Genomic DNA, 22,853 nt, shown 5'->3' with positions numbered 1-22,853 from the left:
ATCGATCAAATATTTGCTCAAGAAGATACTGGAAAGGTCACATCATGACGAATCCCCTCGTTCGCCTCGACGGCAAGGTCGCCGTTATCACCGGTGCCGCTGGCGGTCAGGGCCGCGCGCACGCCGCGCTGTTTCACGAGCTCGGCGCGCGTCTCGTGCTCACCGACATCGCGGATGCCGTTCATGACGTGGCTGCGGCGTACGGTGATGACGCGCTCGCGCTGAAGCACGACAACGCATCGTCGGCTGACTGGGAGGCGGTTGCTGCGGCCGCGGAAGAGAAGTATGGCCGCGTCGACATCCTCGTGAACAACGCCGCCGTGTCACCGGTCGGTCGTCTGGAGGACATGTCGGAGGCACAGTTGCGCATGATCATCGACATCAACCTTCTCGGCCCGATGCTGGGCATGCAGGCGATGCTGCCGTTGCTGAAGAAGCAGGGTGGTTCGGTCATCAACATCTCGTCGACGTCGGGCATGCAGGGTTACGCCGAGCGCGCGCACTACTCGTCGACCAAGTTCGCGCTGCGTGGCCTGACGCGTTCTGCCGCACGCGAGTGGGGTTCCTACGGCATTCGTGTGAACGCGGTGCTGCCGGGTGCGATCGACACCGCCATGGCGAGCGAAGACACGCGCAACGGTGTCGGGTTCATCACGACGATCCCGGCCGCGCGCGTTGGGCGCCCCGATGAGGTCTCCGCCATGGTGGCATTCCTGGCTTCCGACGCTGCCAGCTACTGCACCGGCCAGGAGTTCGTGGTCGACGGCGGACAGATCGCCTAATGCCGTCCTACGCAATCGACGGCGTGGTTCCGGTCGTCGACCCCACCGCCTTCGTGCACGAAACTGCCGTGCTGATCGGTGACGTCATCATTGGCCCCGGGTGTTACATCGGCCCACACGCGTCGCTTCGCGGCGACTTCGGTCGCATCATCGTGGGGGAGGGGTCGAACGTGCAGGACTCGGCGGTGATCCACGCGTTTCCGGGTGAGGACTGCGTGCTCGAACCCGCGTCCCACGTCGGCCACGCGGCCGTCCTGCACGGCTGCCGTATTGGTTCCTACGCCCTCATCGGCATTGGCGCCACGATTCTCGACGGTGCGACGATTGGTGCCGACTGCCTCGTTGGTGCTGGGGCGCTGGTGACGGCCGGAACCACGGTACCGGAGCGCTCGATGGTGCTGGGATCGCCCGCTCGCGTCGTACGCACGCTGGACGACGCGACCGTCGAGTGGAAACGCAACGGCACCCACGTGTACCAAGATCTCGCCGTGCGCTCGCGGCAGACCCTCGTTCGTGTTGAGCCCCTGGCTGCGGTTGAGCCCGATCGCCCCCGGGTGTCGACGGGCAAAGACGTGTCACAACCCCTCCACAAACAGCGCGACTGAGGGGTCGCGCCCGCCGAGGGGGCAGGCGGGTAGGCGCGAGGGTTAGTCCCCGAGGGGGCCGAGGTGGGCGAGCATCGCGTCGATCGCGTCAAGGGCTTCGCCGGAAGCGTCGCCAGCAGCCCACTCAGTCAGCGCTGCGAACAGTGCCGACTGATACGCGGTCGCGATTGCACGTGTGATCGCGACCGGCATGTCGGGATTGAGCGCCCGGTTCCGTTTTCGGGGCCGGGCGCTTTTATGCTGGGGGCATGGCCGATAACCCCGACGATAGCCTCTCCGACGCCGTCGCTGAGGCCGCTGGTGCGCCCGCGCTCGACGGCCGCGCCGACACGTTTTCGTGGCAGGGCGCCGACATGGTGTTCGAGGAGTTTGGCTCCCGAACCCCGGTGTTCGTTCTCGTGCACGGCATCGGTATGGGCCGTGTCGTCTTCGCCGAGCTCATCGACGACCTCAAGAAGATTGGCCGCGTGATCGCGATCGACCAGCCGGGCTATGGCGATTCGCCGGAACCACCACGCACGCCGACGATGGAACGCACCGCCGACATGCTGGCGGCCCTGCTGCGTGATCGCGGCGTGAGCGGTGTCGCGGCGATCGGCCACTCCATGGGCACGCAGGTCGTCGCTGAACTCGCCGTGCGACACCCGAAGCTCGTGAGTGAGCTCGTCATGATTGCGCCGACCGTCGATGAATCGGCCCGCCGCATCATGATTCAAATCGGCCGCCTTCTGCGTGACCTGTGGGGAGAGAGCCCCAAGGTTGTGCTGCTCGGCGGCTACGAGTATCTGCGCGCCGGCCCCCACCTCATCCGCAAAATGCGCGCCATGATGGTGCACAGTCCGGAGCGCAGCTACCCTCGCATCACGCAGAAAACCCTCATCCTGCGTGGAGAACACGACTGCGTGGTTCCGGAACCATGGGCTCAGGAAGCAGCGCGGCTGATCCCCGATGCCACGTACGACACGTTGCCCGACACGAGCCACCAGTCCATGATGCGCAACGCCGCCCCCACCACGCTCCGCGTGCTCAAGTTCTTGGGGCGTTGACGTGTCCGATAACGTGGCGGTGTGACCCGAGCCACGAAATCGCAAGACCGACTCGCCCGGTTTCGGCGGGAGTGGCCGAGCGTGGTGACGTGGGCCGACGTTCGTGCCGAAGATCCGGGGGTTTTTCGTAGCGCGCGCAACGGTGCGCTCCTGCTGATCCCTGCTGTCGCGGCGACACTCCTCGCCGGGAGCCTCGCGATGGAGACTCCGTGGGCAATCGCCCTTCCGGAATGGATCGACTGGTCGCGAGGCCTCGTGATGGTTATCGTCCTCTTTCTGGCCATCGTCCTCTGGATCTGGGGCCTCATCCTGCTGTCGCTACCGGGCGATGTGCGTCGCGGCCTCGCGATTAAGGGCTTCGCGGAGCAACGCGACCTGTTCTACTCGCAGTACGGTCGGGCACCAGACCGTATCGGAGTCTTGCTCGCGGAGGGCCGTGGCCGAACGCCGTCGCGTCCGCCCAGGCTCGTGAACGCAGACCCGGTCAACCCATCGCTGTTTCGTGCAAAGTTCGCGCTCTGGCAGGGCGGGCGCACGACGATCCCGTCACTGCAGATCGCGATCGCCGCGTACAGCGGCACCGACGCCGACCCGAAGGGGCCGCGAAACACGTTTCGGTATATGGAGCTCGCGCTGCCCAGGCGGTTGCCGCACATCATGATCGATGCGCGCGGCAACGGAAGCCTTCGCACCATGCTGCCAGGCACACAAAAGCTCTCGCTCGAGGGCGATTTCGACCGCTATTTCTCGGTATATGTGCCCGCCAAATATGAGCGGGACGCGCTCGAACTGCTCACCCCCGACGTGATGGTGTGCCTCATCGACCACGGTCGGCAGTGGGACATCGAGATCGTCGATGATCGGCTCGTCGTCGCGTCACGTCGGTGGGCGCGCTCGTCAGATCGGGCCGAGTACACCGCGATGTTGTATTTCTCCGAGCTGATCGGGGCGGAGCTCGGCTACCAGGCCAAGACGTACACCGACCCGCGGGCGCAGAAACCGCGATCGCAAGTGGCTGAGGCCGGAAGACGGTTGCGGCTCCGCTCCGCAGCCTGGTTCACCGCCGCGTTCTTCGGCATCATCGCGCTCCTGCTGGCGTACCCGCACGTGCTGGGCTGGTTCCTCGACCGCTAGAGTGCCCCTGCCTGTGCACGCCGCTAAACCACACCCATCAGCAAACGCCAAAGGGCCCGTACCACTACGGCACGAGCCCTCTGAACGAAACGAATACTTAAGCCAGCAGGCGCTCCGCCTCGCGTGCGCGGATCGTCTCGGGCGAGCCAAACAGCTCACGCGTAGCGTGTGCCCGCTTGAAGTACAGGTGCGCGTCGTGCTCCCACGTGATCGCGATGCCACCGTGCAGCTGCACGGCTTCACCCGACACGGTGCTGAATGCGTCCGATGCCCACGTCTTCGCGAGGGCGGCGACGAAGGTGAGGTCGGAACCATCGGCCACGGCAGAAGCAGCCGCACGTGACGCCGTGGTCGCCGTCTCGACGAGCAAGTGCATGTCAGCCATGCGGTGCTTGAGAGCCTGGAACGATCCGATCTGACGACCGAACTGCACGCGCTGCTTCGAGTACTCAACGGTCAGGTCGAGAATGCGGCGTGCGCCACCGATCTGCAGCGCGGTGACGGCCGTTGCGGCGATGTCACGGATGCGGTCGGTGTCAACGGCCGTGCCGATGCGCACGGCGGCAGCGCTGTCGAACGTCAGCTGGGCGAAACGCAGTGTGGTGTCCATCGCGGGCGTTGCCACGCGGGTCACGCCGGTTGCGTCGCCGGCCACCTCGAACAGGCCAACACCGTCAGGCGTCTCGGCCAAAACCAGCAGCACGTCAGCGGTCGATCCGTCGATCACCAGCGGCGCGGTTCCGCTCAGCGCAGCACCGTCAAACGAGACGCCCAGACGCGACGCATCAAAGCGACCGCGGGCATCTGCCCAAACGAGAGCCGCGGTGGTCTCACCAGCGGCGATACCGGGCAGCAGGCGCTCGCACGCGTCGGTGTCGCCCGAAGCGAGCACCGCATGCGCGGCGATCGCCACCGTTCCGAGGTACGGCGACGGCGTCATCGCGGCACCGAGCTCTTCGAGCACGAGGTGCGTCTCAAACGCGGTGAAGCCGGCGCCGCCGAACTCCTCCGGAATCGCAAGCGACGCCGCACCAATCTCTTCGCACAGCACGCGCCAGAGGTCAGCGTTGTAGCCCGACTCCGACTCCATCGCACGATGCACGGCCGCCGAGTCGGAACGCGACGACAACAGGTCGCGCAGCATGCCGACGAGCTCTTCCTGCTCTTCGGTGGGATCGAACTGCATCACGCCCCCTGGTTCAAAATCGCGGCGGCCACACGGTCGCGGTGGAACGACGTCGAACCCCACGATTGCACAAGCGCGGGCACGAGCGTTACCCAGCGGCCCACGTGGTGCTCAGCGGTGTAACCGATGGCGCCGTGAACCTGCAGCGACAGGCGCGCGGCCAGCGTCGCAGCGTCCGATGCCGAAACCTTCGCGGCCGAGACATCGCGGTCGCGGTTCGGGCCGTCAATGTCGAGCGCCGCACGCAGCACGAGCGGGCGGGCAAAGCTCAGCGCAACGCGCACGTTGGCGAGGTGGTGCTTGAGCGCCTGGTATTCGCCAACCGGCTTGCCAAACTGCTCACGAATCTTTGCGTATTCGACGGCCTCATCGAGCAGGCGCTCGCCGGCGCCGACGAGCATCGCGGCGGTAGCGAGCGCAGCCTCTGCGAAACCGCGATCGAGAGCGTCCTCAGAAACCGCAGTCGTGGTTCCGTTCGCCGTCAGCGGGAACAGCGTACGGGTCTTCGCCATCGACGCGATAGCGTCGCCAGCGTCTGCTGCCGAGTAGCCGGAACCATCGACAGCGAAGCGTAGGGAAGCAACGTCAGCGTCGAGCGCGTAGGGCACGAACGGTGCATAGGTTGCGGTTGCCATCGCGCCGCCGCAGATCTCTGCGCGCACATCGTCAGCGACGACCGCGGGCAGGAAGGCGAGGGACTCGATGTACGGGCCGGGTACGCCGTGGTAACCCAGGCGCTCGAACACGATCGCGAGGTCTACGACGCTGGCACCCAGGCCACCGTCGTCTTCGGCGACGCGGAGTCCGCCGAAGCCCAGCTCGGAGAACTGTCCCCACAGGGCGAGGCCCGCGGCCTTGTCGCCTGCGGCCCACGCCTGCACGACGTCGGCGCCGCTGTTAGCGGCCACGATTTCGTCGATTGCCTCAGCGAATGCGGTCTGTTCGTCAGTAGGGAGGAACTGCATCATGCCTTCCTTCGGTCGCCGCGGGGGAGTCCAAGGATTCGCTCCGCGATGATGTTGCGCTGAATTTCGTTGGTACCGGCGTAGATCGGGCCTGCGAGGGCGAAGAGGTAGTCCTCAGCCCACTTTCCGCCGACGGGAGCACCGTCGCCGATGAGTTCGCCCTCGGGGCCGAGTAGGCGCAGGGCCGTCTCGTGAATGTGAATGTCGAGCTCTGACCAGAACACCTTGTTGATCGAGCCTTCGGCACCCACATCGCCACCCTGCAGCAGGCGCGAAACCGTCTGCCACGTGAAAAGCTTGTAGGCCTCGGCGCCGATCCAGCTGTCGACGACGGCGTCGCGAGCGCTCGGCTCGGCGGCGCCGCGCTCGTCCCACAGGTCGATCAGACGGTCAACGGGGGCGAGGAAGCGACCCGGGGCGCGAAGCGACAGGCCGCGTTCGTTGCCTGCGGTCGACATGGCGACGTTCCAGCCATCGCCGGGTGCGCCCAGCACGTCCTCGTCAGGAACGAAGACGTCGTCGAAGAAGACCTCGGCAAAACCAGTCGAACCATCGAGCTGCTCGATAGCGCGCACGGTGATGCCGGGGGCGTCCATCCGGAACAGGAAGTAGGTGAGGCCGCGGTGGCGCTGTGCCTCCGCGTCGGAGCGGAACAGACCAAAGCCACGGTCTGCCCACACGGCACGCGACGACCATATCTTCTGGCCGTTCAGCAGCCAGCCGCCACGAGCGTCATCACGCGTCGCGGTGGCACGGATCGCGGCGAGGTCGCTACCAGCGCCCGGCTCTGACCAGGCCTGCGCCCAGATCTCGGTGCCATTCGCCATGAGCGGCAGGTACTTCGCCTTCTGCTCGGGCGTACCGTGCTCGAAAACGATCGGAGCCAGTAACGAGATGCCGTTCTGCGCTACGCGGGTCGGCGCACCGGAGCGGTAATACTCTTCCTCGAAGATGACCCACTCGGTGATGCCAACTTCGCGGCCACCATATTCGGCGGGCCAGGAAACAACCGACCAGTTACCCGAGGCGAGCGTGCGCTCCCACTCGCGGTGCTGTTCGAAACCCTCGGCGGTGTCCATCGAGGCAAAGCGCTCGGCGGGCACGTTCTCGGCGAGCCAAGCGCGTGCCTCAGCGGCAAACGCTTCCTGCTCGGGGGTGAAATCGAGATTCACTTCTTCTCCTCCGCGTCGCGGATGGTCTTGTGGTTAACGCCGCCGAGCGAGTCGCCCCCGACTTCGGCGTTGTGGGCGTGGGCTGCGTGGTGCAGACCAAAAACGCTGTCCATTCCGGCGCGCTGGCCCATCAGGTCTTCGGCCTGGTTGACGGCCTTCTTTGTGAGCGTGAGGCCGATGCGGGGCATCTGGCCGATGCGCTCGGCAATCGCGAGGGTGCGCTCTTCGAGCTCAGCACGCGGAACCACGTGGTTGACCATGCCAACCTCGTACGCACGCTGTGCGGGAACGCGCTCGCCGGTGTACAGCATTTCCTTCGCGAATCGCGGGTTGGTGACCCACGGGTGTGCGAAGTATTCGACGCCGGGAATGCCCATGCGTACAACCGGGTCTTGGAAGAACGCGTCATCGCTGGCCACGATGAAGTCACACGACCAGGCGAGCATGAGACCGCCAGCGATGCACGCACCGTGCACCATCGCGATCATCGGCTTCGGAATCTCACGCCAGCGGCGGCACATGCCGAGGTAGACCTCGCTCTCGCGAGCGAATCGTGCGTCGACACCCTGAGCGCCGACGTGGTCGTACCAAATGACCGCCTTGCGCTCGAAGCTCTTGTCGATGTCGCGACCCGGGGTTCCGATGTCGTGACCCGCGCAGAAGTGATCTCCGTTACCAGCAAGAATGATGACCTTGACCTCGTCATCGTTGACGGCGCGCGTGAAAGCGGCGTCAAGCGCGTAGGTCACAGCCGAGTTCTGTGCGTTGCGATATTGCGGGCGATTGAGGCGCACAATCGCCGTCGTGCCCTGCACCTCGTAGGTGACAACGTCAACTTCTGCTTCAGTCACGGGAGCTCCTCACTGAACTCGAAAATCAAAAACAACCAAACAATTGCTTGGTTGTACGCTAGCATGACATCGACACATACGTCGATGGCCGAAGAAGGCCCGACATCAAGGAGGCGCAATGGAGCTCACCTACTCGGCTGAGGACGAGGCGTTCCGTGCGGAGATTCGCACCTGGCTCGAAGCAAACCTCACGGGTAAGTTCGCCGAGCTGCGCGGTAAGGGCGGCTCCGGCCGCGAACACGAAGCTTTTGAAGAGCGACTGGAGTGGAACCGTCACATGGCGGCCGCTGGCTGGTCGTGCGTTGCGTGGCCGGTGGAGTACGGCGGCCGTGGGCTGACGATCGCGCAGCAGGTCATCTTCCACGAGGAATACGCACGCTCGGGTGCCCCCGCTCGCGTCAACCACCTCGGTGAAGAACTGCTCGGCCCGACGCTGATCGAACACGGCACTGCCGAGCAGAAGGCACGCTTCCTGCCGAAGATCGTCGCCGTCGAAGAACTCTGGTGCCAGGGCTACTCCGAGCCGGGCGCTGGCTCTGACCTCGCCGCCGTCGCCACCCAGGCGCGCCTGAACGGCGACCAGTGGGTCGTCAACGGCCAGAAGGTGTGGACCTCGCTCGCGCAGCACGCACAGTGGTGCTTCGTAGTCGCGCGCACCGAGGAGGGCTCGTCCCGCCACGCTGGCCTCAGCTACCTCCTGGTTCCGATCGACCAGCCCGGCGTCGAAGTGCGTCCCATTCTGCAGCTGACCGGCACGAGCGAATTCAACGAAGTCTTCTTCACCGACGCCACGACCGCCGCTGACCTCGTGGTCGGCGGCGCGGGCAACGGCTGGAAGGTCGCGATGGCGACCCTCGGCTTCGAGCGCGGTGTTTCGACTCTGGCGCAGCAGATCGCGTTCCGCGCGGAGCTGGATGGCGTTATCGAGGCGGCCAAGAAGAGCGGAACCATTGACGACCCGATTCTGCGTGACGCGATTGTGCGTGCGCACCAGGGGCTCGAAATTATTCGCCTGCACGCCCTGCGCACGCTCGGCGGCGAGCAGGGACTCAACGCTTCTGTCACGAAGCTGCTGTGGGCGCGGTGGCACCGCGACCTCGGTGAGCTCGCCATGGCAGCAGAGGGGGCGCTGTCGATCCTCGTGAAGGAAGCGCCCTACGAACTTGATGAACTACAAACGCTGTTCCTCTTCAGCCGCGCCGACACCCTGTACGGCGGTAGCGACGAAGTGCAACGCAACGTGATCGCCGAGCGTATTCTCGGCCTGCCAAGGGAGGCACGCGCATGAACCAGGCTCTGAACCCCCAGTACGTCCCGGGCCACGGCCTGCTCGCCGGAAAGCGTGTCGTCGTGACCGCCTCTGCGGGCGCAGGCATTGGTTCCGCCGCCGCTATCAAGTGCCTCGAAGAGGGCGCCGCTTCTGTGATGATCTCGGACACTCACCAGGGTCGCCTCGACACATCGCTGGCGGAGCTGCGCGAGCGCTTCGGCGACGACCGCGTGTTTGCCAAGGCGTGCGACGTCACCAACGAAGAGCAGGTCCAGGCGCTGCTGGACGCCGCTGAGGCTGTTGGCCCGATCGACGTCATGATCAACAACGCGGGCCTGGGCGGCACGGCATCGATTCTGGAGATGACCGACGACCAGTGGAACCTCGTGCTGAACGTCACGCTGACGGGCACGTTCCGCTGCATCCGCGCTGTTGGACAGCGCATGAAGGCAGCCGGCAACGGCGGCGTCATCGTTAACAACGCCTCGGTCATCGGCTGGCGCGCGCAGGAGGGCCAGGCCCACTACGCCGCCGCAAAGGCTGGCGTGATGGCGCTCACTCGTTCGGCGGCGAAGGACCTCGCGACCGAGGGCATTCGCGTCAACGCTGTTTCGCCGTCGCTGGCGATGCACCCGTTCTTGGAGAAGGTCACCAGCGCTGAGCTGCTCACCGAACTCAAGAGCAAAGAAGTTTTTAATCGTGCAGCCGAGCCGTGGGAAATCGCCAATGTCATGGTGTTTCTCGCGAGCGACTACTCGTCGTATATGACGGGTGAAGTCATCTCGGTCAGCAGCCAGCACGCATAAGTTAGGACAAGAAAATGGCAGAAGCATACATCGTTGACGCTGTTCGCTCTCCCGTCGGAAAGCGCGGCGGCTCGCTCGCGGGCATCCACCCGATCGACCTCGGCGCGCACGCCCTGCGTTCGCTCGTTGAGCGCACCGGAATTGACGCTGGCGCCGTTGATGACGTGATCATCGGAACCACCGACACCATCGGTGGGCAGTCGGGCAACGTCGGCCGCTCCGCGCTGCTTGCGGCAGGATTTCCTGAGCACGTTCCGGGCGTGACGATTGACCGCCAGTGCGGTTCGAGCCAGCAGGCCGTGCACTTTGCGGCACAGGGCGTGCTCTCGGGCACGCAAGACCTGGTGATCGCCGGTGGCCTGCAGAACATGTCGCAGATTCCGATTTCGGCGGCCATGATGGTGGGCGAACAGTTCGGTTTCACCACGCCGTTCGCAGAGTCAGAGGGCTGGAACGCCCGCTACCCGGGCGAAGAGATTTCGCAGTTCCGTGGGGCTGAAATGATCGCCGAAAAGTGGAACATCACCCGCGAAGAGATGGAAGAGTTCGCGTTTGCGAGCCACCAGCGTGCCGCTGCTGCGCAGGACGCCGGTTACTTCGACAACGAAATCTCGCCGCTGAACGGCCTCACGTTTGATGAGGGCATTCGCCGCGACACCACGCTCGAGCGCATGGCGGGCCTGAAGACGCTCGTCGATGGCGGACGCCTGACGGCCGCTGTCGCGTCGCAGATTTCCGACGCTTCGTCGGCTGTGCTTGTCGCATCGGAGCAGGCTGTGAAGGACCACGGCCTCACCCCGCGCGCTCGCATCCACCACATCTCAGTGCGTGGTGACAGCCCCGTTTTCATGCTGACCGCTCCGATTCCGGCGACCAAGTACGCACTGGAGAAGACCGGTCTGTCGATCGACGACATCGACCTGTTCGAGATCAACGAGGCCTTCGCCCCCGTCGTGCTGGCGTGGATGAAGGAAACCGGCGCCACCCACGACCGCGTCAACGTGAACGGCGGCGGTATCGCCCTCGGCCACCCGATCGGTGCGACCGGAACCCGTCTCATGACGACGATGCTCAACGAGCTCGAGCGTCGCGGCGGCCGCTACGCGCTGCAGTCGATGTGTGAGGGCGGCGGACTCGCCAACGTCACCATCATCGAGCGCCTCTAAGCCCTCCCCACAAACGGCCCGCCGGCTCCCGGCGGGCCGTTTTCTATGCTTAGCCCCGCCTCCGCAACCCAACTCAGCCCCGCCCTTGCAACCCAACTCAGCCCCGTGGTTCCGCCCCCGCGCCAGCCCCGTGGTTCCGTCCGCGCGACCCAGCCCCGTGGTTCCGCTCCCATCACCCTGTTCTGCACGATGTGGGCACTTGAAGGTGTCGAAAACGCGGGGTGTTGCGCTGTGAGTGCGAGCTCGTCGTGCACAACAGGAGAGTGCCGCGCGGGTGTGCAATGCCGCGGGGGAGTTAGCCGTAGTAGAAGCCCCAGCCGCGGTTGGTGGCGGAGTAGAAGCAGCCGCCGGTCCAATAGCCCTGGCTCTTGAAGCTCAGACGCTCGGCGTTGCAGATGTTGGCGTTCGGGAAGAAGCCTTCCACGGGCTTTTCGATGTAGGTTCCGTAGTCTTCGATAACCGACGGAACCATGGTGGCCGGAACCACGGGAGCTGCGGTTGCCAGCGTGGGGGAGGCCACGGCGAGTGCCGCAGCACACAGAACAGTTGCGAACAGTTTCTTAGTCATCTCAGGCCCCTTACGCCGTCGTACCGGATGCGGCCGTCACCGAGCTGCGATGCTCGCGCCGTCGCGTCGAGCCTAGGCGAAGCGTCGGTACCGGCGACAGGGGTTGACGGAACCACGTGCACCTGCGACAGCCATGCCCCGCGAGCGAAATAGAAACCTAGCGAACGAGCAGTCCACCAAGCGCGTCGAGGCGCTCGGCAGCTTCGCGCACGACGCGGTCGACGAGCTCTTCACACGACGGCAGGTCGTTGATCACGCCGACGACCTGACCCGATGCGAGCATGCCAGCGGCGAGGTCGCCCTCGACGAGACCCTGCTTGAGCAGAATCGGGGTGTTTGCGGCCTGTGACATCTGCGCCCAGCTGCGGCCGGTCGCCTTCTTCATCGCGAACATGTCCTTGACGAGAGCGGGCCACGACAGGCCGCTCATCTTCTTGAACTGCAGCGAACGCTTGAGCGTCGCGGGCAGGTTCGTGATGATGTTGGTGTTCTCGAGGCCTTCAACGAATTCGGTGCGCAGCAGGCGGTGCGGCATACCGTCGGCCTTGGTCGTGACAACCGTGCCGTCCAGGCCGAATTCGAGGTAGCGACGCTTGATCGCCTCCGGCACCGACGAGTCTGACGTCAGCAGAAAGCGCGTGCCCATGCCGACACCGACGGCGCCGTATGCGAGGGCCGCGGCGAGGCCGCGTCCGTCAGAGAAACCACCGGCAGCGATAACCGGAATATCCACCGACGAGACAACCGACGGCAGCAGGATCGACGTCGGCACGGCGCCGGTGTGGCCACCGCCCTCGCCGCCCTGAATCATGACGGCGTCAGCACCCCACGAAGCCACCTTCTCGGCGTGCTTCACGGCACCAATCGATGGAATAACAACAATGCCGGCGTCCTTCAGACGCTTGATCAGCGCCTCCTTCGGTGCCAGCGCAAACGACGCGACCTTCACACCGTGCTTGATGAGCAGCTCACTCCGCTCAACGGCGTCGCCGGCGTCAGCGCGCAGGTTCACGCCGAACGGCTTGTCGGTGCGCTCCTTCGTCTCGATGATGGCCTTCTCAAGCTCGTCGTAGGTCATCGTCGCCGAAGCCAGAATGCCGAGCGCACCCGCGTTGGCGGTCGCCGACACAAGCTTGGCGCCGGCCACCCACCCCATGCCGGTCTGCACAACGGGGTGCGCGACGCCGGTCAGGTCGGTCAGAGCAGTGCGAATCATCTGCGGAGTGGTCATCAACGGGGAACCTCTCGGTATCGCGCATCGCGCGGGTCAAGGCGCTCGCGAATGATCGCGAGTTCGCCAGCAGTGGGAAGACGGGTAAACGGAACCTCGGAGGGCACGTGCAGGTCAAAACCGGTGGCTGCCGCCACCTCGTTGACGGTGACTCCGGGGTGCACACTCACGAGCGCGAGCGTGCCATCGGGGCCCGAGAAATCGAGCACCGCGAGGTTGGTAATCACACGTCGCAGGTCTGCGAAGCGGGCGCCCTTGAGGCGAGCGGAACCAACACCGCAGACGGTGTCGACGGCGGGCACGAAGACGCGGAGTGCGTGCCGCGGAATCCAGTAGCTCACCGCATGGTTTGCGGTGTTGGTCGCCGCAGCGCGAGCGCCGAGCAGTTGGTGCGACGGACGCTGCCAATCACCAATCGCAGAAAAGTTGTGGTTGCCGTATTGGTCGAGCTGCGAGCCGCCCATCACGACGTGGCGCTTGCCTCGAGCGATCAGATCGAACAGCGCGCGGTACGGCAGGTAGTGCTCGGGCTCAGCGAACGGCTCATCGATCGCCGGGGTATCGGCGTACATCGTGGCTTCGCCGTCGCTCAGCATGAGCTCGGGCGCATGCGTCAGACGCGCCAAGCGCGCACCGAGCTGGGGGATGAGCCCTGTCGGGCTGGCGAGAATCTCACCGGCACCAACGAACAGGTCGCTCACCGCGACCGCGCACACTTCGGCGCGCGTCACGTCAGTCATGACGCCTCCCCAAACGCGGCGTACGCACGACGGAACTCCTCGTGCGTGACGTTCGCGAAGCGGGCGGCAAAAGCATCCCAGTCGCCAACCGAGGCGGCATACATTTTCTGGAACGCCTCGTCGCGTGGGTACGCGGGCAGACACGCGGTGGGGGCGGCACCCTGCACAGCCTCAACAACGTGCGACACGTTCAACCGCGGAATTACGAGCGAATGCAGGGGCTCGCCAGACAGCGACGGAACCACAGATTCTGCACTCATGATCGTCACGTCTGCGGCGGCTGCGAACAGATCGTCGAAGAACAGGTCTTCGCCGAGCACCTGACCATTGCCGCGCTCGTCGGCGCGGTCAACGTGAATCAGCGCCAGGTCGAGCGGAATCGCCGGCATCGCCACGAGTTCTTCACCATCGGCATACGGCGACGTGATCATCTGAATGTCGGGATTGCGCACCACCGCATCCGACCCCAAACCAGCACGCGTCACTTCGAACGGCAGCCGGTGAGCTGCCGCACGCAACCCCGAGACCAACATGGCCTCATCCAGATCCGTGTTGTGAATGGTTCCGCCAACCCGAGCCGCAGCAAAATGCGGCTCGATGGCAATCGTGTCAAGCGACACGAAGCCGTGCACGACGCGGGCAGCCTGCCCGGTCGCGCACAGCATGCCGACGTCGGCGCCGCCGAAGCTCACGATGGTGAGGTCACGCACGCCTGAGCGAATGAGGGCGCGCACGAGGGCCATCGGCTTGCGCCGCGACCCCCAGCCGCCGATCCCGATCGTCATGCCATCGCGGAAGAGCTCGGGAACCTCCTCATCGCGCAGGCGCTTGTCACTCATGACTGAACTTACGTGTTGAGGTTCTTGCCGGTCGCGACGAACTCATCGCGGTGCTCGTCGGCGACACCGGCGAGGTTGAGCTCGAACGTGAAGCCCTGCTCGAAACGGTACGACGCGTTGACGTCCATCGGGTCGATGCCGTTGAGCGCAGCCTTCGCAGCGCGAATGACGCGGGGGTCCTTCGCGGCGATTTCGCTCGCGAACGAGAGCGCGGTCTCTTCGAGCTTGTCGAGCGGAACCACGTCGAAGACGGTGCCGAGTTCGTACAGGCGCTGTGCCGTGATGGTGCGGCTCGAGTAGTACATCGAGCGCAGCAGGTTCTGCGGAACCAGGCGGCTGAGGTGCGTTGCCGCGCCGAGGGCGCCGCGGTCGACCTCGGGAACGCCGAAGTAGGCGTCTTCCGAGGCGATGATCGTGTCAGCGTTGCCAGCGAAGCCGACGCCGCCGCCAACACAGAAGCCGTTGATCGCAGCAATCACGGGCACGGGGCACTCGTAGATCGCCTTGAAGGATTCGTAGCAGCCGCGGTTTGCGCCGAGGATGCCGGAGAAGCCTTCGATCTTCTGCATTTCTTTAATGTCGACACCGGCGTTGAAGCCCTTGCCCTCGGCGCGGAGTACAACGACGCGGGTTTCTGCGTCTTTTCCGGCCTCGATCATGGCGTCGGCCACGTCAAACCATCCCTGCACGGGCAGGGCGTTGACGGGTGGGTAGTTCATCGTGATGACACGAACACCTTTGTCGTGCATCTGGGATGTAAGCGTCATGGACAACCTCGTAACCTAACGTTTGCTTGCTTGACCCTAGCACTTGCTTGGTCGCTCACAAAAGGGCAGGATAGAGATACCTAGCAAATGCTTGGTAATCAAGCGCGCTAGCGTAAGACTTGAAGACTCAATGAGGAGGCTGGCACATGGCCGGAATTCTGGATGGACGCGTTGCAATCGTGACGGGTGCCGGACGCGGACTCGGGCGTGAGCACGCCCTTGAGCTTGCCCGCCAGGGCGCAAAGGTTGTCGTTAACGACCTCGGCACGACCCTCGGTGGCGACGGCGAATCAGTCGGTCCCGCGCAGGAAGTTGTCGACATCATTCGCGCAGCCGGCGGCGAAGCCACGGCCAATGGTTCCGACATCGCAGATTTCGAGCAGGCCGGCCAGCTCGTGCAGCAGGCTATCGACACGTTCGGTCGCCTCGATATTCTCGTGAACAACGCGGGCTTCGTGCGTGACCGCATGCTGGTCAACACCGGTGAAGACGAGTGGGACGCCGTTATCCGCGTGCACCTCAAGGGTCACTTCGCGACGATGCGTCACGCGGGTGCTTACTGGCGCACCGAGTCGAAGGAAGGCCGCCAGCCGGTCGCTCGCGTCATCAACACGTCGTCGGGCGCTGGCCTGCAGGGCTCGATCGGTCAGGCCAGCTACTCGGCTGCCAAGGCTGGTATCGCAGCCCTGTCGATCGTCGCTGCGGCTGAGATGGGTCGTTACGGCGTCACCGTTAACGCGATCGCACCGTCGGCACGTACCCGCATGACCGAGGGTCCGTTCGCTGAGGCGATGGCAGCTCCGGAAGACGGCTTCGACAAGATGAACCCGGCCAACGTCTCGCCGGTTGTCGCGTGGCTCGCAAGCGTTGACTCCGCTGACGTCACCGGTCGCGTCATCGAAATCGAGGGTGGCAAGATCTGCCTCGAAAACGGTTGGGCACACGGCCCCGCGAACGACCTCGGTCGCCGCTGGGAGGCTGCTGAAGTTGGCGCCGCCGTGCGCGACCTGATCGCCGCCGCTCCCGCTCCCGAGCCGGTGTACGGCTCATGACGAAGGCCGCCGGAGCCTGGGCCGGTCGCCCCATCGGCGACCGCGTCGTCAGCTACACCGAGTGGGACGCGATTCTCTACGCTCTCGCCGTCGGCGCCCCGGCTGACCGCCTTGACCTCGTCTTCGAAGACCAGTTCCGCGTCATGCCGACCTTTGGCCTCACGCTCGCGCAGTGGGCACCTGATGTGCTCGCCGCTGAGGGTGCGTGGGACAACACGTCGGTGCACGGCTCGCAGAAGCTTACTGTTCACAAAGAGATGCCCCGCCACGGCGAGGTCTCGATGGGCGCTCGCGTCGGCAACGTGTGGGACAAGGGCTCGGCCTCGATCTTCGAAATCGAAGTCACGTGTGAATACTTCACCGCGACGTGGTCGATCTTTGCCCCGAACACCGGTGGCTGGGGCGGTGAACGTGGTGCGAAGGCGGAACCTGCGGTGCGTGAGGGGGAAGGTGATGTTCTGACGTACCCGGTTGCCCTCAACTCGGCCGCGCTCTACCGCCTCACCGGTGACCGCCACCACATCCACATCGACCCCGCCGCTGCCGCGCGCATCGGTCAGGAGAAGCCGATTCTGCAGGGTCTCGCGACCATCGCTGGCGCACTGATTCCGCTGGCTGATGCTGCTGGCAAGCACCCTGCCGACCTCGTCGAGCTCGAGGGTCGATTCTCCGGCATGGTTATCCCGGGTGACACGCTGCAGATCCGTACGTGGGGCGAGTCGTTCGACATTGAGCGCGACGGCACCGTCGTGATCGCCGGAGGTAAGGCGGCTTTCGCATGAGCCGCGTTCTGGTTGTCGGCGGAACCGGTTTCATCGGTTCGGAGGTTGTGCGCCAGCTAAGCGAGCGTGGTGATGACGTTGTCATCCTGTCGCGCCGCGAAGAGAGCGAAAACGACCCGAAGCACGTTGCCGGTGTCGAGCGCCTCATTGGTGACTACATGGCACCCGGCGAGGTTGATCTCTCTGGCTTTGACGGCATCATTTTCGCTGCCGGTCACGACATTCGCCACGTTGCCGCTGGTGACGATGACGAAGCGTTCTGGGGTCGCGTGCAACGCGAAGGCGTGCCCGCGTTCGCCGCTGCTGCCAAAGCAGCCGGGGTTCCGCGGTTCGTGCAGGTCGGTTCGTACTACCACCAGCTGCACCCGGAGTGGGCCGAGAACGACCTCTACGTCGCGGCACGCAAGGCGGCCGACGAAGGCGCTCGCGCCCTCACCGACGAGACGTTCGCAGCGATCACGCTGAACCCGCCGTCGATCGTCGGCGCGAACTCCGATCGTGGCGTTCGCGGCTTCGCACGCCTCGTTTCGTGGGTGCGTGGCGAGCGGGCGGAACCAGGACTCTGGGGTCCGGCGGGTGGTACGAACTACATGTCGGTACGTTCGCTGGCGCAGGCGCTGATCGGTGCTCTCGACCGTGGCGAACCTGGAAAGGCGTATCTCGTCGGCGACGAGAGCTTGCGCTACGCCGAGTACTGGCAGTGGATCGCAGATGCCGCCGGGTCGTCGCACACGATCGGTGAGCGTGACGAAGAGCACCCGTTCCAGCCGGACCGCTTCATTGTGCAGGGCCGCGGAAATGTCATCGCTTACGAGCCTGACGCCGCCGAAACCGCCCTGCTCGGATACGACCGCCACGATGTGCGCCGCGAACTCGCGGCGATTGTGGCGGCTGTCGACGCACTGCCGCCACGTAGCTAGGGCGCTAGTGCTCGGTGTGGGGGAGGCTCTGGGCGTGCTGCCACAGAGTCTCCACCTGCTCCACCGTCTGTTGCATGGTTCCGTCGGTGTGAACAACGAGGTCGGCGATCGCTTCGCGCGGGCCCGACGCACCCTGCGCCGCAATGCGGTCGGCAGCGTGCTGGGGCGAATAGCCGCGGCCGGTGATCAGCCGCTCGGCGCGTACCGCGTCGTCGGCTTCGACGGTGACGACGTAGTCGTACGTCCACGGCAAGGCTCGGCCGGTGTACAGCGGAATTTCGTGCACGAGCGTCGCATGCGGGTCAGCATCGCGGATCGCGGCAATGCGCGCGACCGTGGCACGCTCGATCGCGGGAAACAGGATGCGGTTGTAGGAACCACGTAGGGCGTCGTCGGCGAAGATGCGGGCTCCGACCGCCTCGCGGTTGAGGGTGCCGTCGGCGTTGAAGGCCTCGTCTCCGAGGAGCTCACGAATTTGCGCGGTCGTCTCGGCGCCGATCGGGTCGGTCGGGTCGACGACCGCTCGCGCGACCTGGTCACCGTCGAGAAGCTGCGCACCACGCTCGGCCAAGCCTCGAGCCACCGTACTTTTGCCGGCGCCGATGCCGCCGGTGACCGCAATGATTCGCATGTCAACCTCCGTCGCCCAGCCTACGGGCGCGACTCGTGCAAAGGAGCACCATGACTTTTCTGGCTCTCAACCTGATGGACCTTGATTCGCTATCCACCGCTTCGGGCGCACCGGCTGGCTTCGCCGCGATGCGGGATGCCGCCGTGATGGCTGACGAGATGGGCATAGACAAGATCGTGCTGCTCGAGCATGTTTTGATCTCACGTGAGGCGCACGCCAACCGTGAGGGTTTTCCTTACCCGGTCGACGTGAGTTGGTACGACCCGACCGTGACGCTCGGTTCGATCGCGGCGGTGACGAGGCGAGCGCGGCTCAGCATGAATGTCATGATCGCGCCGCTGCGCCCGGCACCTCTGCTCGCCAAGCAGCTCGCGACGCTCGATGCGCTCAGCGGCGGACGCCTCGATGCCGCGTTTGGGGTCGGCTGGCAACGTGAAGAGTATGACGCGTCTGAGCGGGCATTTGAGGGGCGCTTCGGAACCATGGACGAGCAGATCGCCGCATGTCGTGCCCTGTGGGCGGGTGGCGACGCAGAGTTCACAGGCAAGAAGGTGTCGTTCGACGATGCCTGGTCGATGCCGCTGCCCGCGCAGGGATCTTCGTTGCCCATCTACCTCGGTCTCGCGCTGACCCCACGGGGCGTTCAGCGCATCGTGACACTGGCGTGATCGCCCACCCGCGTCACTTCTGTTCGTCAATGACCGACGTGGAGCGCTACCTTACTGACCTCCTCGCCCAGCGCGACGCCTCCCGCCTCCACTGACCTGGTTCCGCCCTATCCCTTGACGCGTATAAGCCATGGTTTATACGCTTGTGCCGTGCATGAGTTCGAGGTGTTGGCAGATGCCGCGCGGCGGCGGCTGCTCGAGATGCTTGCCCGGGGTGAACAGCCCGCGGGTGTGCTGACCGACGTTGTCCGCGCAGAGTTTGGCATTTCACAACCGGCGGTGTCGCAGCACTTGAAGGTGCTCCGCGAGAACGGGTTCGCGACTGTGCGGGCCGATGGCTCGCGTCGCATCTACGCTCTCGACCGGGCGGGAGTGGATGCCGCCGAGCGCGCACTCGCGCGACTGACTGACCCACTCGCCCAACGCCTCGACGCATTGCACACCGAGATCGCCCGCGGCCAGCGCGCCGCGACGGCGGAGCCTGCGCGTACCGCAGGCTCCGTGGAACATTCGGAAAGGAACGCATCATGAGCATCACAAGTCCGGTCATCGAGAAGCACCCGTCCGGCTTCCGACTCGTCTACGAAGACGTCTACGCAACCGACATTGCTGACCTGTGGCAGGCCATCACCACGATCGACCGCCTCGCACGGTGGATGGTCGACCTCACCGGCGATCTGCGCGTTGGCGGAACCTGGGCCGTCGTCGCGAAAGAGGGAGAACCGTCATGGGCGACCGGCACGATCACCACGTGCGACGCACCCCGCTCGTTTACCTCCACATGGCACGCGATTGAAGAAGAACCCACCGACCTCGTCGTCGCCCTCGACGAGGTTGAGAATGGCACACGCATGCGGCTCGTGCACACAGGCATTCGCTCGATCTTCTATGGCGCCGGCTGGCAGACCTACCTCGAGCGATTGGCCGCGCACCTCGCTGGCGAGGAGGCCCCGTTCGACTGGGACACCCGTTTCGCCGAGCTCTCACCGGAGTATAAAGCCCGATTCGGCGCACTCTGAGCCGCGGTTCAACGCGCAGCACAGCCCCCAAAGGCCTCGACCTAGTCGATGCCGATGCGCAGGAGCACGGAGGGGTGCAGGCCGTCGCGGTCGACGGCGAGCTTGCGCATCGCGCGATACAGGTGTGACTCGACGGTGCGCACGGACAAAAACAGTCGCTGCGCGATGTCGGCGTTGCGGTGCCCCTGCGAAGCAAGCAACGCAATTTCGTATTCGCGCGGCGTCAATGGTTCCGCCTTCTCTTCCATGGCACGCAGGCGCGATGTGACGGTGCGCTTCAGTGGACGCAGCGACTTCTCAAACGCGTGGTCGCCGGTCACGAGTGGCGCGAGGGCCGTGAGCGCGGCCTGCGCCTGCTCGCCGCCGCCCATCGACTGAAAGGTGAAAGCGGCGCGGCGGAGGCGCGTGGGGTCATTGTCGCGAATGCCGAGACAGAAGTCGATCATCGCGCCGGGAATCGTGGCCTCGTCGATGCCTGCGATCTGGTCGATCGCGCCGGCCTTGCCCGTCGAGGCCGTCGCAATGAACTGCTGGGCGAGACGAACGAGCGGAACGGTGGCGTCAGGAAGTGCACTGATGGCGTCAGCAAAGGCCACCTGGCCATGTTGCATTGCGATCGTCACGGCCAGTGTCAGTGAGACGGCCTGCGAGAGCGCCGAGGTGACAGGGGAAAATAGCGGCTCCGGGTGCTGGCCCCCAACGGCGGCGAGAACCCAGGCCGACACATCGGTGCGCGCTTCGCGAGTGAGGAAGCGCAGGTCTCCTTGCAGTTCGGCCTGACGATCGTGCTGTGCCGACGTCACGAGATGGCAGATCGTGGCCGACGTGCTCATCGAAAGGTCTTCGTGCACCAGGCCCTCGGTGATGAAGCGGTCGACAATCTCCTCGAAGCTGGCGGGCACGCGCTGCCCGGCAGCCCCAAACGCACACACGATCACCGTCATGGCGTCGAGCGTCATGCGGCGCGTCAGGTCGGCCTTGAGGCCACGTTCAAATGTTGTCGCGGTCGCGAGCTGTGCGAATCCTTCGGCGGTTGCGCGCAAGGCCGCATGGTCAAGCCTGCGCGCGTATACGAGTGCGTTCACGCTGTAGGAGCGCAGGGCGGCCAGCGCATTGCGGTGAGACGGAACCAGGAGAGGTGCGGTGAGGTGCAGAGCTTCATCGCTGTCACCGCGAGCCAGCGCGCCGGCGGCCGCGAGACTCGCACGGTGCGCGTCGAGGCCGTAGCGGTCGATCGTGTCGCGTTGGCGTTCGCCGATCTCGACGAGGAGGTCGTCGATTCCATCGACAGTCGCGGTCAGCGGCATTTGCAAGCACAGCGCCCACAGGCACAGGTCGGCGACCGGAACCTTCTGGCCGTCACGAAGGTCGGCGGCGAGTCGTGCGAAGTCGTCGCCCTCTTGGCGTGCGATGCGGCGCAGACCGTCGTTGGCGGCAGCCGGGTAGGTCGTCAGAATGCGACGAGCCAGCGCGGCAGCGGGCTCAGATTCGCCGCGACGGCGGGCCAGCCACATCGCCATGCTGAGCACCGCCAGTTGCGCGTCAGCGTCGATGAGGGCGCGAAGCGTGGGGTCAACCGTCAAGGCGCGGGCGGCGACATCGACTTCGCTCTCGCTACATTCGGCATCGATGACGACCGAGGCGCAGATGTCAGCAATGATGTCTTGCGCCAGCGGCGTCATTTCTGGCTCCGCCATCATGCGCAGCGCCGACTGAAACGGTAGCGGAATGACCAGGGTGTCACGGTGATCGCTGATGACGTGCGACTCAATCAGCAGAGACAACTCAACGCGGTTGAAGAACCGGCGGATGCGCGTGAAGCTCACGCCCACGAGTGGGAGCAAACTGCTGGCGAAGCGTTGCATCGCCGGCGGCAGACCCGTCAGTACCGCAGAGGCCTCGATGAGGGTGCGGCGCGACGGCGTCGACAGGCTGTCTTCTTCAGCGGGGGTGTCGTTCAACGTCTCCAGCAACGAGGCGGCCACCCGAGGAAAGCCACCGCTGCGGGCCCACACCCACCGACGCTCGACGAGCGTGGGCTCGGAGTGCATCGGTGTGATGCTCACCTGTTCCTCGATGAGTGCGTCGCACTGCGACAACGTCAACGGCAACAGTGTCATCGTGGTGGCGTGAGCAAGCGCGGGTGTGTGGGAGTGATCGGTAGGCGCGGCAAACGGGTGAGGCGGCCGTCGGGTTGCGACGAAACGCACACCGTGGGCGCGTTGCAGATCGGCGAGACGGCTGAGGTCGGTCGTGCTCAGCACGTCGAGGTCGGCGATGAGGAGCGCGCGCTTGTTGCTTGCTTCGGCGACCGGTTGGTCGAGCCGGATGGTGCGCCAGCCTTCGGCGTGCGCGGCACGGGCGACGGTTGCGCGGAGCATGGACTTGCCGAGACCGGGCTCGGCCTCAACGATGACGTCGCGGTTCGATGCGAGCGCGTCAAGAATCGCACTGACGGTCTCTGCCCGACCGTAGTAAAGGGGCGCTGAAGAGTCAGCGATTGGCGTCCTCGGAGACGGAAAATCTGTGTGTTGCATGACGGAACCTGAGAGGAGGTGAACGGGTTTTCTTGCTGGTACTGCATACTGCTGCGTTGCAATAGGTTTCGGTCCTCGTCTCGGAAACGAGGATTGAGACCAGAAATGCCATGATC

25 protein-coding genes are annotated in these 22,853 nt (G+C 65.1%); 13 read left to right on the top strand and 12 right to left on the bottom strand.

What is annotated here, in order from left to right:
* The first annotated feature begins 44 nt into the window (after window positions 1-44).
* Window positions 45-782, top strand: a complete 738-nt coding sequence (locus ACQUSY_RS03615; RefSeq protein ID WP_428903151.1) for an SDR family NAD(P)-dependent oxidoreductase — start codon at window positions 45-47, stop codon at window positions 780-782.
* Window positions 782-1,387 (top strand): gamma carbonic anhydrase family protein, encoded by a 606-nt coding sequence (locus ACQUSY_RS03610; protein WP_428903150.1) that lies wholly within the window; start codon window positions 782-784, stop codon window positions 1,385-1,387. Before ACQUSY_RS03615 ends, ACQUSY_RS03610 begins: the two co-directional genes overlap by 1 nt.
* Window positions 1,388-1,429: 42 nt before the next feature.
* On the opposite strand, the gene ACQUSY_RS03605 is transcribed toward ACQUSY_RS03610, so the two are convergent.
* Window positions 1,430-1,579, bottom strand: a complete 150-nt coding sequence (locus ACQUSY_RS03605) for a hypothetical protein (protein WP_428903149.1) — start codon at window positions 1,577-1,579, stop codon at window positions 1,430-1,432.
* A gap of 56 nt (window positions 1,580-1,635) precedes the next feature.
* On the opposite strand from ACQUSY_RS03605, the gene ACQUSY_RS03600 reads away from it, so the two are divergent.
* Both ACQUSY_RS03600 and ACQUSY_RS03595 read left to right on the top strand, forming a co-directional pair.
* Complete coding sequence (locus ACQUSY_RS03600) at window positions 1,636-2,433, top strand: alpha/beta fold hydrolase (protein ID WP_428903148.1); 798 nt, start codon at window positions 1,636-1,638, stop codon at window positions 2,431-2,433.
* 21 nt (window positions 2,434-2,454) lie between these two features.
* Complete coding sequence (locus tag ACQUSY_RS03595; RefSeq protein WP_428903147.1) at window positions 2,455-3,567, top strand: hypothetical protein; 1,113 nt, start codon at window positions 2,455-2,457, stop codon at window positions 3,565-3,567.
* Between the two features lie 97 nt (window positions 3,568-3,664).
* Here the strand turns inward: ACQUSY_RS03595 and ACQUSY_RS03590 are convergent, their stop codons facing one another.
* From ACQUSY_RS03590 to ACQUSY_RS03575, 4 genes are read right to left on the bottom strand one after another with little or no spacing between them, the layout of a single operon-like run.
* Entirely contained in the window at window positions 3,665-4,753 is a 1,089-nt protein-coding gene (locus ACQUSY_RS03590) for an acyl-CoA dehydrogenase family protein (protein ID WP_428903297.1), read from the bottom strand.
* Window positions 4,753-5,721, bottom strand: coding sequence for an acyl-CoA dehydrogenase family protein (locus tag ACQUSY_RS03585; RefSeq protein ID WP_428903146.1), 969 nt, complete (start codon window positions 5,719-5,721; stop codon window positions 4,753-4,755). The genes ACQUSY_RS03590 and ACQUSY_RS03585 overlap by 1 nt, the downstream gene beginning before the upstream one ends.
* The gene (locus ACQUSY_RS03580) at window positions 5,718-6,890 is read right to left on the bottom strand and encodes an acyl-CoA dehydrogenase family protein (protein ID WP_428903145.1); all 1,173 of its coding nucleotides are present in this window, start codon (window positions 6,888-6,890) and stop codon (window positions 5,718-5,720) included. Before ACQUSY_RS03580 ends, ACQUSY_RS03585 begins: the two co-directional genes overlap by 4 nt.
* Window positions 6,887-7,741 (bottom strand): enoyl-CoA hydratase, encoded by an 855-nt coding sequence (locus tag ACQUSY_RS03575; protein WP_428903144.1) that lies wholly within the window; start codon window positions 7,739-7,741, stop codon window positions 6,887-6,889. Before ACQUSY_RS03575 ends, ACQUSY_RS03580 begins: the two co-directional genes overlap by 4 nt.
* A 118-nt stretch (window positions 7,742-7,859) precedes the next feature.
* Between ACQUSY_RS03575 and ACQUSY_RS03570 the strand changes: the two genes are divergently transcribed.
* The 3 genes from ACQUSY_RS03570 to ACQUSY_RS03560 are packed head-to-tail and all read left to right on the top strand — an operon-like array spanning window position 7,860 to window position 10,983.
* Window positions 7,860-9,029, top strand: a complete 1,170-nt coding sequence (locus tag ACQUSY_RS03570; protein WP_428903143.1) for an acyl-CoA dehydrogenase family protein — start codon at window positions 7,860-7,862, stop codon at window positions 9,027-9,029.
* On the top strand, window positions 9,026-9,817 hold the full coding sequence (locus tag ACQUSY_RS03565; protein WP_428903142.1) for an SDR family oxidoreductase: 792 nt from the start codon (window positions 9,026-9,028) through the stop codon (window positions 9,815-9,817). Before ACQUSY_RS03570 ends, ACQUSY_RS03565 begins: the two co-directional genes overlap by 4 nt.
* Before the next feature lie 14 nt (window positions 9,818-9,831).
* A complete protein-coding gene (locus ACQUSY_RS03560; protein WP_428903141.1) occupies window positions 9,832-10,983 on the top strand; it encodes an acetyl-CoA C-acetyltransferase in 1,152 nt (383 codons plus the stop codon).
* A 295-nt stretch (window positions 10,984-11,278) separates the two neighbouring features.
* Here ACQUSY_RS03560 and ACQUSY_RS03555 read toward each other — a convergent pair whose 3' ends face one another.
* The 5 genes from ACQUSY_RS03555 to ACQUSY_RS03535 form a co-directional block, all read right to left on the bottom strand.
* Window positions 11,279-11,551, bottom strand: coding sequence for a hypothetical protein (locus ACQUSY_RS03555; protein WP_428903140.1), 273 nt, complete (start codon window positions 11,549-11,551; stop codon window positions 11,279-11,281).
* 157 nt (window positions 11,552-11,708) lie between these two features.
* Window positions 11,709-12,782 carry an NAD(P)H-dependent flavin oxidoreductase gene (locus ACQUSY_RS03550; protein WP_428903139.1) on the bottom strand — a complete coding sequence of 358 codons (1,074 nt, stop codon included), beginning with the start codon at window positions 12,780-12,782 and terminating at the stop codon, window positions 11,709-11,711.
* On the bottom strand, window positions 12,782-13,522 hold the full coding sequence (locus ACQUSY_RS03545) for a CoA-transferase (protein WP_428903138.1): 741 nt from the start codon (window positions 13,520-13,522) through the stop codon (window positions 12,782-12,784). Before ACQUSY_RS03545 ends, ACQUSY_RS03550 begins: the two co-directional genes overlap by 1 nt.
* On the bottom strand, window positions 13,519-14,361 hold the full coding sequence (locus ACQUSY_RS03540; protein ID WP_428903137.1) for a CoA transferase subunit A: 843 nt from the start codon (window positions 14,359-14,361) through the stop codon (window positions 13,519-13,521). Before ACQUSY_RS03540 ends, ACQUSY_RS03545 begins: the two co-directional genes overlap by 4 nt.
* Window positions 14,362-14,369: 8 nt before the next feature.
* Window positions 14,370-15,128: an enoyl-CoA hydratase family protein gene (locus tag ACQUSY_RS03535; RefSeq protein WP_428903136.1), complete on the bottom strand. Its 759-nt coding sequence runs from the start codon at window positions 15,126-15,128 to the stop codon at window positions 14,370-14,372.
* A gap of 146 nt (window positions 15,129-15,274) precedes the next feature.
* On the opposite strand from ACQUSY_RS03535, the gene ACQUSY_RS03530 reads away from it, so the two are divergent.
* Genes ACQUSY_RS03530 through ACQUSY_RS03520 form a run of 3 tightly spaced genes read left to right on the top strand, consistent with a single transcriptional unit; the run spans window position 15,275 to window position 17,882 of the window.
* Window positions 15,275-16,180, top strand: a complete 906-nt coding sequence (locus ACQUSY_RS03530; RefSeq protein WP_428903135.1) for an SDR family oxidoreductase — start codon at window positions 15,275-15,277, stop codon at window positions 16,178-16,180.
* Entirely contained in the window at window positions 16,177-16,962 is a 786-nt protein-coding gene (locus tag ACQUSY_RS03525) for a MaoC/PaaZ C-terminal domain-containing protein (protein ID WP_428903134.1), read from the top strand. Before ACQUSY_RS03530 ends, ACQUSY_RS03525 begins: the two co-directional genes overlap by 4 nt.
* The gene (locus ACQUSY_RS03520) at window positions 16,959-17,882 is read left to right on the top strand and encodes an NAD-dependent epimerase/dehydratase family protein (RefSeq protein ID WP_428903133.1); all 924 of its coding nucleotides are present in this window, start codon (window positions 16,959-16,961) and stop codon (window positions 17,880-17,882) included. Before ACQUSY_RS03525 ends, ACQUSY_RS03520 begins: the two co-directional genes overlap by 4 nt.
* Before the next feature lie 4 nt (window positions 17,883-17,886).
* On the opposite strand, the gene coaE is transcribed toward ACQUSY_RS03520, so the two are convergent.
* Complete coding sequence (gene coaE, locus ACQUSY_RS03515) at window positions 17,887-18,513, bottom strand: dephospho-CoA kinase (RefSeq protein ID WP_428903132.1); 627 nt, start codon at window positions 18,511-18,513, stop codon at window positions 17,887-17,889.
* Between the two features lie 50 nt (window positions 18,514-18,563).
* Here coaE and ACQUSY_RS03510 point away from each other — a divergent pair, with 50 nt between their 5' ends.
* The 3 genes from ACQUSY_RS03510 to ACQUSY_RS03500 all read left to right on the top strand — a co-directional run bounded on the left by ACQUSY_RS03510 (window position 18,564) and on the right by ACQUSY_RS03500 (window position 20,200).
* Window positions 18,564-19,181 carry an LLM class flavin-dependent oxidoreductase gene (locus ACQUSY_RS03510; RefSeq protein ID WP_428903131.1) on the top strand — a complete coding sequence of 206 codons (618 nt, stop codon included), beginning with the start codon at window positions 18,564-18,566 and terminating at the stop codon, window positions 19,179-19,181.
* A gap of 150 nt (window positions 19,182-19,331) precedes the next feature.
* On the top strand, window positions 19,332-19,712 hold the full coding sequence (locus ACQUSY_RS03505; RefSeq protein ID WP_428903130.1) for an ArsR/SmtB family transcription factor: 381 nt from the start codon (window positions 19,332-19,334) through the stop codon (window positions 19,710-19,712).
* The gene (locus ACQUSY_RS03500) at window positions 19,709-20,200 is read left to right on the top strand and encodes an SRPBCC family protein (RefSeq protein ID WP_428903129.1); all 492 of its coding nucleotides are present in this window, start codon (window positions 19,709-19,711) and stop codon (window positions 20,198-20,200) included. The genes ACQUSY_RS03505 and ACQUSY_RS03500 overlap by 4 nt, the downstream gene beginning before the upstream one ends.
* Before the next feature lie 41 nt (window positions 20,201-20,241).
* Here the strand turns inward: ACQUSY_RS03500 and ACQUSY_RS03495 are convergent, their stop codons facing one another.
* Window positions 20,242-22,737: a helix-turn-helix domain-containing protein gene (locus ACQUSY_RS03495; protein ID WP_428903128.1), complete on the bottom strand. Its 2,496-nt coding sequence runs from the start codon at window positions 22,735-22,737 to the stop codon at window positions 20,242-20,244.
* Window positions 22,738-22,853: the final 116 nt, after the last annotated feature.

Origin of the sequence: Microbacterium daqui (assembly GCF_050408675.1) — a bacterium.
In the GTDB taxonomy this organism is placed as follows: Bacteria; Actinomycetota; Actinomycetes; order Actinomycetales; family Microbacteriaceae; genus Microbacterium.
The sequence above is the reverse complement of the archived record's forward strand: the minus strand, read 5'-3'. Positions and strand labels throughout refer to the sequence as shown.

Coding starts and splice junctions, on each gene's coding strand:
- ACQUSY_RS03570 (WP_428903143.1), top strand. CDS start 7,860: ATGGAGCTCACCTACTCGGCTGAGGACGAGGCGTTCCGTGCGGAGATT.
- ACQUSY_RS03535 (WP_428903136.1), bottom strand. CDS start 15,128: ATGACGCTTACATCCCAGATGCACGACAAAGGTGTTCGTGTCATCACG.
- ACQUSY_RS03600 (WP_428903148.1), top strand. CDS start 1,636: ATGGCCGATAACCCCGACGATAGCCTCTCCGACGCCGTCGCTGAGGCC.
- ACQUSY_RS03585 (WP_428903146.1), bottom strand. CDS start 5,721: ATGATGCAGTTCCTCCCTACTGACGAACAGACCGCATTCGCTGAGGCA.
- ACQUSY_RS03560 (WP_428903141.1), top strand. CDS start 9,832: ATGGCAGAAGCATACATCGTTGACGCTGTTCGCTCTCCCGTCGGAAAG.
- ACQUSY_RS03610 (WP_428903150.1), top strand. CDS start 782: ATGCCGTCCTACGCAATCGACGGCGTGGTTCCGGTCGTCGACCCCACC.
- ACQUSY_RS03615 (WP_428903151.1), top strand. CDS start 45: ATGACGAATCCCCTCGTTCGCCTCGACGGCAAGGTCGCCGTTATCACC.
- ACQUSY_RS03550 (WP_428903139.1), bottom strand. CDS start 12,782: ATGACCACTCCGCAGATGATTCGCACTGCTCTGACCGACCTGACCGGC.
- ACQUSY_RS03525 (WP_428903134.1), top strand. CDS start 16,177: ATGACGAAGGCCGCCGGAGCCTGGGCCGGTCGCCCCATCGGCGACCGC.
- ACQUSY_RS03590 (WP_428903297.1), bottom strand. CDS start 4,753: ATGCAGTTCGATCCCACCGAAGAGCAGGAAGAGCTCGTCGGCATGCTG.
- ACQUSY_RS03605 (WP_428903149.1), bottom strand. CDS start 1,579: ATGCCGGTCGCGATCACACGTGCAATCGCGACCGCGTATCAGTCGGCA.
- ACQUSY_RS03540 (WP_428903137.1), bottom strand. CDS start 14,361: ATGAGTGACAAGCGCCTGCGCGATGAGGAGGTTCCCGAGCTCTTCCGC.
- ACQUSY_RS03510 (WP_428903131.1), top strand. CDS start 18,564: ATGACTTTTCTGGCTCTCAACCTGATGGACCTTGATTCGCTATCCACC.
- ACQUSY_RS03520 (WP_428903133.1), top strand. CDS start 16,959: ATGAGCCGCGTTCTGGTTGTCGGCGGAACCGGTTTCATCGGTTCGGAG.
- ACQUSY_RS03495 (WP_428903128.1), bottom strand. CDS start 22,737: ATGCAACACACAGATTTTCCGTCTCCGAGGACGCCAATCGCTGACTCT.
- ACQUSY_RS03500 (WP_428903129.1), top strand. CDS start 19,709: ATGAGCATCACAAGTCCGGTCATCGAGAAGCACCCGTCCGGCTTCCGA.
- ACQUSY_RS03565 (WP_428903142.1), top strand. CDS start 9,026: ATGAACCAGGCTCTGAACCCCCAGTACGTCCCGGGCCACGGCCTGCTC.
- coaE (WP_428903132.1), bottom strand. CDS start 18,513: ATGCGAATCATTGCGGTCACCGGCGGCATCGGCGCCGGCAAAAGTACG.
- ACQUSY_RS03530 (WP_428903135.1), top strand. CDS start 15,275: ATGGCCGGAATTCTGGATGGACGCGTTGCAATCGTGACGGGTGCCGGA.
- ACQUSY_RS03545 (WP_428903138.1), bottom strand. CDS start 13,522: ATGACTGACGTGACGCGCGCCGAAGTGTGCGCGGTCGCGGTGAGCGAC.
- ACQUSY_RS03555 (WP_428903140.1), bottom strand. CDS start 11,551: ATGACTAAGAAACTGTTCGCAACTGTTCTGTGTGCTGCGGCACTCGCC.